General features: G+C 61.8%; 7 protein-coding genes. 6 read left to right on the top strand and 1 reads right to left on the bottom strand.

Features of this window, described 5'->3' with window-relative positions:
• Positions 1 to 18 precede the first annotated feature (18 nt).
• From J2Z31_RS17940 to clpB, 6 genes are all read left to right on the top strand, one after another.
• Positions 19 to 1,293: an aspartate kinase gene (locus J2Z31_RS17940; protein WP_209603026.1), complete on the top strand. Its 1,275-nt coding sequence runs from the start codon at positions 19 to 21 to the stop codon at positions 1,291 to 1,293.
• 93 nt (positions 1,294 to 1,386) lie between these two features.
• On the top strand, positions 1,387 to 3,654 hold the full coding sequence (gene ptsP, locus J2Z31_RS17935; RefSeq protein ID WP_209603024.1) for a phosphoenolpyruvate--protein phosphotransferase: 2,268 nt from the start codon (positions 1,387 to 1,389) through the stop codon (positions 3,652 to 3,654).
• A gap of 80 nt (positions 3,655 to 3,734) precedes the next feature.
• Complete coding sequence (gene prfA, locus J2Z31_RS17930; protein WP_209603023.1) at positions 3,735 to 4,817, top strand: peptide chain release factor 1; 1,083 nt, start codon at positions 3,735 to 3,737, stop codon at positions 4,815 to 4,817.
• A gap of 5 nt (positions 4,818 to 4,822) precedes the next feature.
• Positions 4,823 to 5,704 carry a peptide chain release factor N(5)-glutamine methyltransferase gene (gene prmC, locus J2Z31_RS17925; protein ID WP_209603019.1) on the top strand — a complete coding sequence of 294 codons (882 nt, stop codon included), beginning with the start codon at positions 4,823 to 4,825 and terminating at the stop codon, positions 5,702 to 5,704.
• A 334-nt stretch (positions 5,705 to 6,038) separates the two neighbouring features.
• The gene (locus J2Z31_RS17920; protein WP_209603016.1) at positions 6,039 to 6,662 is read left to right on the top strand and encodes a DUF4167 domain-containing protein; all 624 of its coding nucleotides are present in this window, start codon (positions 6,039 to 6,041) and stop codon (positions 6,660 to 6,662) included.
• Positions 6,663 to 6,909: 247 nt separating this feature from the next.
• On the top strand, positions 6,910 to 9,516 hold the full coding sequence (clpB, locus tag J2Z31_RS17915) for an ATP-dependent chaperone ClpB (RefSeq protein ID WP_209603014.1): 2,607 nt from the start codon (positions 6,910 to 6,912) through the stop codon (positions 9,514 to 9,516).
• A gap of 75 nt (positions 9,517 to 9,591) precedes the next feature.
• Here the strand turns inward: clpB and J2Z31_RS17910 are convergent, their stop codons facing one another.
• Complete coding sequence (locus J2Z31_RS17910) at positions 9,592 to 11,532, bottom strand: M23 family metallopeptidase (protein WP_209603012.1); 1,941 nt, start codon at positions 11,530 to 11,532, stop codon at positions 9,592 to 9,594.
• Between the last annotated feature and the right edge of the window lie 391 nt (positions 11,533 to 11,923).

Below are 11,923 nucleotides of genomic sequence, written 5' to 3'. Positions count from 1 at the left end.
TGGTACGGTAGAGGCGAAATGGCACGCATCGTGATGAAATTCGGCGGGACATCCGTCGCAGATTTGGATCGCATCCACAATGTCGCCCGCCATGTGAAACGCGAAGTTGAAGCCGGCCACGAGGTCGCGATCGTCGTCTCGGCGATGTCCGGCAAGACCAACGAACTCGTCGGCTGGGTCGACAATATGCCGAAGGTAGCCGGGTCGAACGCCCCGTTCTACGATGCGCGCGAATACGATGCCGTTGTCGCCTCGGGCGAGCAGGTGACCTCCGGGCTGCTTGCGATCGCGCTGCAGTCCATGGGGATCAATGCCCGCTCCTGGCAGGGGTGGCAGATCCCGATACGCACGGATAATGCCCATGGCGCCGCCCGCATCCTCGATATCGACGGCACCGAGATAATCCGGCGGATGGGTGAAGGTCAGGTGGCGGTCGTTGCCGGCTTCCAGGGGATCGGGCCCGATAATCGCGTGGCAACGCTCGGCCGCGGCGGCTCGGACACCTCCGCCGTCGCGATTGCGGCTGCTGTCAAGGCTGACCGCTGCGACATTTATACCGACGTCGATGGCGTCTATACGACAGACCCGCGCATCGAGCCCAAGGCGCGGCGGTTGAAGAAGATCGCCTTCGAGGAAATGCTGGAGATGGCCTCGCTTGGCGCGAAGGTGCTGCAGGTGCGCTCGGTCGAGCTTGCCATGGTGCATAAGGTTCGCACCTTCGTGCGCTCGTCTTTCGAGGATCCCGATGCGCCGGGCATGGGTGACCTTCTGAACCCGCCCGGAACGCTGATTTGTGATGAGGATGAGATCGTGGAACAGGAAGTCGTAACCGGCATTGCCTATGCCAAGGATGAAGCCCAGATCTCGCTGCGCCGCCTCGCCGACCGGCCGGGCGTTTCCGCCGCGATCTTCGGCCCGCTCGCGGAAGCGCATATCAACGTCGACATGATCGTCCAGAACATTTCGGAAGACGGGTCCAAGACGGATATGACCTTCACCGTGCCCTCCGGAGACGTCAACAAGGCGCTGGCGGTGCTCTCCGAGAACAAGGAAAAGATCGGCTACGACGTCGTCCAGTCCGAGGCCGGCCTCGTCAAGGTTTCGGTCATTGGCATCGGCATGCGCAGCCATGCAGGTGTTGCCGCCTCCGCCTTCCGTGCGCTTGCCGAGAAGGGCATCAACATCAAAGCGATCACCACCTCCGAAATCAAGATATCCATCCTGATCGACGGACCTTATGCCGAATTGGCCGTTCGCACTTTGCATTCCGCTTACGGTCTGGATAAGAGTTAAACAGCAGGCATTCGATTTGGGATTCGCGACCGGGAGCGGACACGATATCCTGCCATGTGCCGACGTTGATTGTTATTCGGGAGACCCCACGCGATGAGAGACCTTTCCGCGGGTCCGCGCGTTCTCCTCAAGCGGTTGCGCGAGCTCATGGCGGAACCGCTCGAGCCGCAGGAGCGCCTTGACCGGATCGTGCGCCAGATCGCGCAGAACATGGTCGCGGAAGTGTGCTCCGTCTACGTGCTGCGCTCGGATGGCGTGCTCGAGCTTTACGCGACCGAGGGTCTAAACAAGACTGCGGTGCATTTGGCGCAACTGAAGATGGGCCAGGGTCTCGTCGGCACGATCGCCGCTTCGGCACGGCCGCTCAATCTTTCCGATGCTCAATCGCATCCCGCCTTCACCTATCTTCCGGAGACAGGGGAAGAAATCTACCACTCGTTTCTGGGCGTGCCGATCCTGCGCACGGGACGGGCGCTCGGCGTTCTCGTCGTGCAGAACAAGGCTCAGCGCACCTATCGCGAAGACGAGGTCGAGGCACTCGAGACGACCGCCATGGTGCTGGCCGAGATGGTGGCAACCGGCGAGCTCAAGAAGATCACCAAGCCCGGGCTCGAACTCGACCTATCACGTCCCGTGACGATCGACGGTAACAGCTATGGCGAGGGCATCGGCCTTGGCTACGTGGTGCTGCATGAGCCGAGGATCGTCGTCACCAATTTGCTCAACGAGGACACGGAGCACGAGTTGCAGCGCCTTGCAGAGGCGCTCGGCTCCCTGCGGATCTCGATCGACGACATGCTGTCGCGGCGCGACGTGTCGATGGAGGGCGAGCACCGGGCAGTGCTCGAAACGTATCGCATGTTCGCTCATGATCGCGGCTGGGTGAGAAAGCTCGAGGAGGCGATCCGCAACGGGCTGACCGCGGAAGCGGCGGTCGAGCGGGTGCAGAGCGAGACCAAGGCTCGGATGATGCGCCTGACCGATCCATACCTGCGCGAGCGGATGCATGATTTCGACGATCTCGCCAACCGGCTCCTGCGCCAGCTTTCGGGCTATGGCGCCAAGCTTTCTGCGGCTGATTTCCCGAACGACGCAATCATCGTCGCGCGTGCCATGGGTGCGGCCGAACTGCTCGACTATCCGCGCGAGAACGTGCGCGGCCTGGTACTTGAAGAAGGCGCCGTCACGAGCCATGTGGTAATTGTCGCGCGTGCCATGGGCATTCCGGTCGTCGGACAGGCGGCGGGCGCCGTGGCGCTTGCCGAAAATCGCGACGCGGTCATCGTCGATGGTGACGACGCCAAGGTGCACCTGCGCCCGGTATACGATCTACAGCGGTCTTACGAGGAGAAGGTGCGCTTCCGCGCCCGTCGTCAGGCCCAGTTCCGGGCACTCAAGGATGTCGAGCCGCTGACGAAGGACGGCAAGCGCATCACCCTGATGATGAATGCCGGACTGCTCGTCGACCTGCCGCATCTGAACGAGGCGGGCGCCGAGGGCATCGGTCTCTTCCGCACCGAGCTGCAATTCATGATCGCCTCGACCATGCCGAAGGCGGAGGAGCAGGAGGCATTCTACCGCAGCGTCCTTATGCAGACGGGCGGCAAGCCCGTGACCTTCCGCACGCTCGACATTGGCGGCGACAAGGTCGTTCCTTATTTCCGTGCCGCTGAGGAGGAAAATCCGGCGCTCGGATGGCGCGCCATCCGGCTTTCACTCGATCGTCCGGGGCTTCTTCGCACCCAATTTCGGGCAATGCTGCGTGCCGCAGCCGGTAGCGAGCTGAAGCTGATGCTGCCGATGGTGACGGAGGTTGCTGAGCTCAAGGCGGCACGCCAGCTTCTACAGAAGGAGATCGAGCGCCAATCGAAGATCGGTGAGCAATTGCCGCGCAAGCTGCAGTTCGGGGCAATGCTCGAGGTTCCGGCGCTGCTTTGGCAGCTCGACGAGCTGATGGCCGAAGTGGACTTCGTCTCGGTCGGCTCCAACGATCTCTTTCAGTTCGCGATGGCGGTCGATCGGGGCAATGCCCGGGTTTCGGATCGGTTCGACACGCTCGGCCGGCCGTTCTTGAGAATCCTTCGCGAGATCGTGCGCGCCGCCGAGCGTAATGACACGTCGGTGACGCTCTGCGGCGAAATGGCGAGCAAGCCGCTCTCGGCCATGGCGCTTTTGGGACTTGGGTTCCGCTCCGTCTCGATGGCGCCTACGGCCGTGGGTCCGGTGAAGGCGATGCTGCTTGCGCTCGACGCGAGCAAGCTCAGCCAAGTCCTCGAAGGCGCGCTCGACGATCGCGAGTCCGAGGCGCCGGTTCGGCAGCTCCTCGTCGACTTCGCGGCGGAAAACGGCATACCGGTATAGATTGATTATGAGCATCATTGCTCTCGTCCGATTGGTTCGGGCGGGGGCGGACGCTTTGAATTGGATTTGGTAGGTAAGACTTGGCGAAGCTTCCCGTTGAAAAGATGCGCGAACTCGAACGGCGGTTCGGGGAAATCGAGGCCCGCATGTCAGCCGGTCCGTCGGCCGACGTCTATGTGAAGCTCGCATCTGAATATTCCGAGCTGCAGCCGGTTGTGACGAAGATACGCGCTTACCAGAAGGCGCAGGGCGAACTCGCCGATATCGGAGCCCTCCTTGAAGATCGGTCGACGGACAGGGAGATGCGCGATCTTGCAGAAATGGAGCGGCCCGATCTGGAGGAAAGGATCGAGGCGCTCGAGCAGGAAATACAAATCCTGCTGCTTCCGAAGGATGCGGCCGACGAGAAGAGCGCAATTCTCGAAATCCGTGCCGGCACCGGCGGTTCCGAGGCAGCGCTCTTCGCGGGCGACCTCTTCCGAATGTACGAGCGCTATGCCGCAAGCAAAGGCTGGCGCGTCGAGGTGCTATCGGCGAGCGAGGGTGAGGCCGGAGGCTACAAGGAAATCATTGCGACCGTTTCGGGTCGCGGCGTGTTCTCGCGGCTGAAGTTCGAGTCCGGCGTTCATCGGGTGCAGCGCGTGCCCGAGACGGAGGCGAGCGGCCGCATCCATACCTCGGCGTCCACCGTCGCCGTGCTTCCGGAAGCCGAGGACATCGACATCGACGTCCGGCCGGAGGATATCCGCATAGACACGATGCGTTCTTCCGGCGCCGGCGGCCAGCACGTCAATACCACCGACTCGGCCGTACGTATCACCCATCTGCCAACCGGCATTGTCGTCACCAGTTCGGAAAAGTCGCAGCACCAGAATCGCGCAAAGGCGATGCAGGTCCTGCGTTCTCGGCTTTACGACATGGAGCGCCAGCGCGCCGAAAACGAGCGCTCTGCCGATCGCAAGAGCCAGGTGGGGTCCGGGGACCGCTCGGAACGCATCCGCACCTATAATTTTCCGCAGGGGCGCGTTACCGACCACCGCATCAATCTCACGCTCTACAAGCTCGACCGGATGATGGAAGGCGAAATGGACGAGGTCGTGGATGCGCTCCTTGCGGATTATCAGGCAAGCCAACTCGCGCTGCTCGGCGAGCGGCAGAATTGATCGAGATGAGCGATACGCTCGACAGGCTGCTCGCAGAAAGCCGTGACCGGTTGAAGGCCGTCGGGATCGACGGCGCGGCGCTTGATGCCCGGCACCTCGTTTCGGGTCTGCTCGGCCTGTCCCTGGCGGAATTGGTGACTCGGGGAGGGGAGGCGGTAAGCGAGGCAGACGCCGCGCGCATTCGTGCCGCGGTCGCGCGCCGCGCCACGCGCGAGCCGGTCAATCGCATCCTTGGTGAACGCGAGTTCTTCGGATTGGCGCTCAAGCTCTCGAAGGAAACTCTGGAGCCGCGGCCCGATACTGAGACGCTGGTCGATAGCCTCATTCCTTATGTGCGGCAGATTGCCGCCCATAAGGGCGGGTGCCGCATCATCGATCTCGGCACCGGCACCGGCGCAATCTGCCTCGCGCTTCTCGCCTCGGTACTTGACGCCCGCGGACTCGGTACCGATATATCGGAGGACGCTCTGGCGACGGCGCGTGAAAATGCCGATAGGAACGGCCTCGCCGAACGCTTCGAAACCCGCAGAAGCAATTGGTTTGGCGCCGTGGAGGGACGGTTCGACGTCATCGTCTCAAATCCGCCGTATATCCGGTCCAATATCGTTGATGAGCTTGAGCCGGAAGTGAGACTTTACGATCCGGCCGCCGCACTTGATGGCGGAAATGACGGGCTCGACGCCTACCGTGCCATTGCGCGTGACGCTGGCCGCCATCTTGAAAGGGACGGCGTGATAGGCTTGGAAATCGGTTTTGACCAGAAGCAGGCGGTTGCGGCGCTTTTCGAAGCGGAAGGTTTTCGTGTGCTTCAGAGCGCGACGGATCTTGGCGGCAACGACCGGGTTCTGGTATTCGAGCGGGACGTTGATCGTATCATCAACCGTTGAAAAAATGCTGCACCAGGGCCTCTCTTTTCTCGAAGAGCAAAGAAAGGGCTTGGAATCCCCAAGGAAGCGGGCTAGGTTCTGCCCGCGCACTGGGCAGAGGGTCATGGACCAGAGATTCGTTCCAGTATGACCTGGCCACGGGGATTGCTCTCAAGAAAGAGTTGCTAGGGTTCGACAGTGCCTTGTGCGGGTACCTGTTAATTTGACGTCAGCCGGCGCCGGGATCGCAAACAGGCGGTCTGCCGTGGCGCGTGTTTTCTCTGGTGCGGGCACGTCCGGCCGGAATGCGGAACCACATGATCATCAGTACAAAGAAAATTCAGGTGAATGAACTATGAGGCCAGGACAGCAAAACAAGCGCGGCCGTGGGCGGAACAACAATAACGGAAACAACAACCGCAAGGGCTCCAATCCGTTGACGCGGACTTACGACAGTTCCGGCCCGGATGTGAAGATTCGCGGTACTGCCCAGCATATTGCCGAAAAATACTCGGCACTGGCGCGCGATGCCCAGAGTGCTGGCGACCGTGTCATGGCGGAAAACTATCTGCAGCACGCCGAGCACTACAATCGCATCATCGCTGCAGCGCAGGCCCAGATGCAGGACCGCTTCCAGCGGGATGAGCGTCAGGATCAGGACCGCGATCTGATCGATCGCGATCAGGACGACCTGGATCAGGAATATATCGAGCCGGCACCGGCACCTGCGGCAGCGGCGCCTGTCAGTGAGCCGCAGCCGGTCATTGACGGTTCCGGACCGCAGCCGGTGATCGAAGGCGTGCCGGCGGAAGTGGCCTTGGAAGAGGAAACGCCGTCAAATTCGTCTGGACGGGCTTCTTCGCGCCGTCGCAGCGCATCGCGTCCGCGCCGCCAGCCGCGCCAAAAGTCTTCGGAGGAAGCAGGCGGTGGCGAAACCCCGCCAGCAACCGATGCGCCTGCTCTGGCGGCATCGGAATAAGCGGCAAGTTTTCGTGATCATTGCAAGCCCGGCCTCTCGGCCGGGCTTTTGTGTTTTGGGTCTCCGCCATCGCGGCGACTACACGCCGCTCTTTAATTTCAAAAAATCCGGCACCATATTGCGGCTGAAGAGTTGATCCCGCGCAAGGCGGGATTAGGACGCTACTGAGAGGCTTGCCGAATTCGGGAGCCTGATCCTGAAACACCGGCCAGCGCCGCGACGGGCTTGCCGGGCTATGGAGGTAAGTATGAATATCGAGAAATATTCCGAACGTGTCCGCGGTTTCCTGCAATCGGCGCAGACCTTTGCGCTGGCCGAGGGGCACCAGCAGTTCACGCCGGAGCACGTTCTGAAGGTCTTGCTCGATGATGAGCAAGGCATGGCGGCTTCACTCATTGAACGCGCCGGCGGCGATGCGCGCGAAGCAAGGACGGGCACCGCGCAGGCATTGGCCAAGCTCCCGAAGGTGACCGGCGGCAGCGGCTCCGTCTATCTCTCGCAGCCGCTCGCGAAAGTGTTCACGGCGGCAGAAGAAGCGGCGAAGAAGGCCGGCGATAGTTTCGTGACGGTCGAGCGCCTGCTTCTGGCACTGGCGATTGAAAGTTCAGCCGCTTCCGCTTCGATCCTCTCGAAGGCAGGTGTCACGCCACAGACGCTCAACCAGGTGATCAACGAGATCCGGAAGGGCCGGACTGCGGATAGCGCCAATGCCGAGCAGGGCTTCGATTCCCTGAAGAAATATGCACGTGATCTGACGGCGGAGGCGCGCGAGGGAAAACTCGATCCGGTGATCGGCCGCGACGATGAAATCCGCCGGACGATCCAGGTGCTCTCGCGTCGGACGAAGAACAACCCGGTGCTGATCGGCGAGCCGGGCGTGGGCAAGACGGCGATTGCCGAGGGCTTGTCGCTCAGGATCGTCAACGGTGACGTACCGGAGAGCTTGAAGGACAAGCGGCTGATGGCGCTCGACATGGGTGCCCTGATTGCCGGCGCGAAGTTCCGCGGCGAGTTCGAGGAGCGGCTGAAGGCCGTGCTCAATGAGGTACGCTCGGAGGAGGGTGAGATCATCCTCTTCATCGACGAGATGCACACGCTGGTCGGCGCTGGTAAAGCCGACGGAGCGATGGACGCGTCTAACCTCCTGAAGCCGGCGCTGGCGCGCGGCGAGCTGCACTGCGTCGGTGCCACGACGCTCGATGAGTACCGCAAGCACGTCGAGAAGGACGCTGCCCTGGCTCGGCGGTTCCAGCCGGTGTTCATCGATGAACCGACGGTCGAGGATTCGATCTCGATTCTGCGCGGGCTCAAGGAGAAGTACGAGCAGCATCATAAGGTACGGATCTCCGATTCGGCGCTCGTTGCGGCCGCGACGCTTTCCAACCGCTACATTACGGACCGGTTCCTGCCCGACAAGGCGATTGACCTGATGGACGAAGCCGCCTCGCGCCTTCGCATGCAAGTGGATTCCAAGCCCGAAGAGCTCGACGAGCTCGACCGGCGCGTGATCCAGTTGAAGATCGAGCGTGAAGCCTTGAAGAAGGAGACGGATGCCTCCTCCAAGGACCGCCTGGCCAAGCTTGAGCTCGACCTTGCGGCGCTCGAGGAGCAGGCGGCGGCCCTCACGGCGCGGTGGCAGGCCGAGAAGCAGAAGCTCGGGCGGGCCGCCGACCTTAAGAAAGAGCTCGACGAGGCGCGCAACGAGCTCCAGATTGCCCAGCGCAAGGGCGAGTTCCAGCGGGCGGGCGAGCTTGCCTACGGCGTCATCCCGAAGCTAGAGAAGGAACTCGCCGACGCGGAGAGCCACGACGGATCGGACGTCGATGCCATGGTGCAGGAAGTCGTGACCCCCGACCACATCGCCCATGTTGTGTCGCGTTGGACCGGCATTCCAGTTGACAAGATGCTGGAAGGCGAACGCGAGAAGCTGCTCCGGATGGAGGACGAGCTGGCGAAATGGGTGGTCGGTCAGGGCGACGCGGTCCAGGCCGTTTCGCGGGCGGTTCGCCGCTCGCGCGCCGGGCTCCAGGATCCGAACCGGCCGATCGGATCCTTCATCTTCCTCGGTCCGACCGGCGTCGGCAAGACGGAGCTCACCAAAGCGCTTGCCCGCTTCCTGTTCGACGACGAAACCGCTCTGATGCGGATCGACATGTCGGAATACATGGAGAAGCACTCGGTCGCCCGGCTGATCGGCGCGCCGCCCGGCTATGTCGGTTACGAGGAGGGTGGGGCGCTTACCGAATCCGTCCGCCGCAGACCTTATCAGGTGGTGCTGTTCGACGAGATCGAGAAGGCGCATCCCGATGTGTTCAACGTGCTCCTGCAAGTGCTCGACGACGGCCGACTGACCGATGGCCAGGGCCGCACCGTCGATTTCAAGAACACGATGATCATCATGACCTCGAACCTCGGCGCGGAATATCTGACGGGGCTTGGTGAAGACCAGGACAGCGACGTCGTCCGCGAGCAGGTGATGGAGGTCGTCAGGGCGGCTTTCCGGCCCGAGTTCCTGAACCGTGTGGACGAGATCATTCTCTTCCATAGGCTGCGGCGCGAGCAGATGGGCGCGATCGTCGACATCCAGCTGGAGAGGCTGCGCAAGCTGCTTGCCGAGCGCAAGATCACGATCGAGCTTGAGGACGAGGCGCGGAACTTCCTCGCCGAAAAAGGGTACGATCCAGCGTATGGCGCGCGTCCTCTGAAGCGAGCGATCCAGAAATATGTCCAGGATCCGCTCGCGGAAAAGATGCTGCAGGGCGAGTTCCCGGACGGTTCGGGGATCAAGATCGTCGCCGGTTCCGATCGGCTGAACTTCAACCGCGGCACGGCCACGGCAAAGGAAGCGGCTTAACGCCTCAACGTCCAGGCTCCAAGATATGCAAAGGCCGCCCAATGGGCGGCCTTTGCACATGCTCGCGCTGCGTAGCTATTTGCTCGCCACTTCGCTGACGTCGTCCTTGCCGAGGAGCTCGTCGATCCGCTGCCGCTCCTTTTCGAATTTTGCGAGCGCTTCGCCTGAAAGGGATTTTCCCCCTGGAAGGCGGATGCGCAGCGGATCCACCTTGTTGTCGTTGACGATCAATTCGTAGTGGAGGTGCGGGCCCGTCGAAAGCCCTGTCGTGCCGACCCAGCCGATCACCTGGCCCTGCACGACCTTGGCGCCCGGCTTGATGCTCTTGGCGATCGCGCTCTGGTGATTATAGGAGGACACGTAGCCATTGGCGTGGCGGATCAGCGTCTGGTTGCCGTACCCGCCCGAATCCCAGCCGGCTTTCTCCACGACCCCGTTGCCCGCAGCAATGATCGGCGTTCCGCGCGGGGCCGCCCAGTCGACGCCGGTGTGCATGCGAGAGAATCCGAGGATCGGATGGCGACGCATGCCGAAACCGGAACGGAAGTGGCCATTCGGGACGGGATTGCGCAACAGAAACTGGCGGATGCTCTTGCCGTCCTTGTCGAAATAATCGATCGAATGGTCATCCGGGTCCTGGAAGCGATAGAACCGGGTTTCCGCGTCTCCGAACTTTGCGTTGACATAGAGAAGTTCGGACTCCTCCGTCGCCTGGCCGCTTTCGTCGGTGACGGAGAAGAAGGCCTCGAGCGAATCCGTCGGCTTTAGCTGTGCCTGGAAATCGACATTGCTGGCGAGCAGCTTGATGATCAATGCGATCATTTCGCTGTTCATGCCGTAGGAGAGGGCGGCTCGGTAGATTCCATCATAGACGCGCGGCAGATCGTGTCCGCTGGTGACAGTCGGCGCCCCGGTGTCGTCGAAGGCGGATGCGACCGCATCGAGCTTTGGTGGCTCCGTACCGGGGATGAAGCTTCCGCCGTCGTTGACCGCCATCGTCAGAACGTGCCGGTTACCGGAGTAGATGGTCGCACGGACGATCTGCGCCTCCTCGCCCTTCTGGATGATGCCGATGCGCAGCACATCCCCAGCCGCAAGCTCCTTGGCGCCGAGAGCCTCTTCGATGTAGCCGGCAGCATCCTCGGCCTGCGCCTTGGCGTACCCTGCACTCTCCATCACCGCCGCGATCGCCATGTCGCGTCGCACAGGGATGACGTCGTCGGCATATTCGGTGCTCTGCTCGGTGATGTTCTCGTAGGTCGAGACGCTCATGTTCTCCTCGACGATGCGGGCCGTCAGGCCCTGCAGCAGGTCGAGGTTGCCGTCGTCGGAGGCAAAACGCTGCGGATCAACATAAAAGAGAGAAGCGAGTTGGGTACTGCCCTCTGTGAGCACCGAACCATTGGTGCGGACATTCTCCTCCACTTCGTCGAGCGACATCGAAGGTCCGAAAGTCAAGCCCGACCCATTCAGCGGAAAATTGACGGTCTTCAGCGCCACCTCGGATTCGACGTCCGATCCATAAATGGTGCCGGTCCTGACCGCGGTCGGTTCAGCCTCTCCCTCATCGGTGGAAAAAATCGCCAGCGGATCGAAGGTGGGATAGTTTTCCGAAGTCTGGTGGTTGGCCGCAAGCGCCATTTTCACGTGCACGAAGGGCTGACGGCGCACGACCTCTCGCTCTCCGTCATGGATCATCGTCGAGACTTCCAAGACCGTCTTGTCCGCCGGCTTGGCGACGACGTTGGGTGAGAGAATGCGGCTTCCTCGCTTGGCCGCGATGATCCCCGAAGGGTCAAGCGAGGCGAAGGCCTCGGCCGGAATTGCCAATTGCTGTCGGCCGTCGAGGGCTGCAAACAGCGCGACACCCATCAGGAGACTGGACGTGATGCCGGTGAGGAACGTACCCGAAAGCCAGCGCAGGGAAATCTCGCGCCGATCGGGCGCGCGGCGTCCATCCGCAAGGATCGGCGGTTGATCGCCGAGCGACCGCAGCATCTTCCTGTCATTGATCATGCCAGACTGGATGTCCCCGATTGCGTTTGCCGTATTCTTCCATCGATACGTTGCGCGAAGATGTGCATCTTCCGCGCTTCGAAGTCAAATCGCTGCACTGTGAGTCAGCTGACGCGCTCGCGAGAGCGAAACATTCCAACGACGCGTCAATCTCGCTTAGACCGGTGGATTGTGAAGAACTAAGGGCGAAATCGGTTATCCACAGGTGCCGAGATCGTCAGGCGAATGTATTCGCGGCCCGCGAAGTCCTGTGTTTCGGGGCTTTGTCAGAAAACTGTCATTTTTTTCGCCGACCCCTGTTGACGTGCGAATGGTGGCGGGTCTATAAGCCCGATCACTGACGAGGGCGGCGGCGCTGCTGGCGACGACGGCTCTCGCTCTAGGGTTTCCT

Source organism: Sinorhizobium kostiense (assembly GCF_017874595.1).
Taxonomy (GTDB): Bacteria; Pseudomonadota; Alphaproteobacteria; order Rhizobiales; family Rhizobiaceae; genus Sinorhizobium; species Sinorhizobium kostiense.
This window is presented reverse-complemented; position numbering and strand designations above follow the sequence as displayed.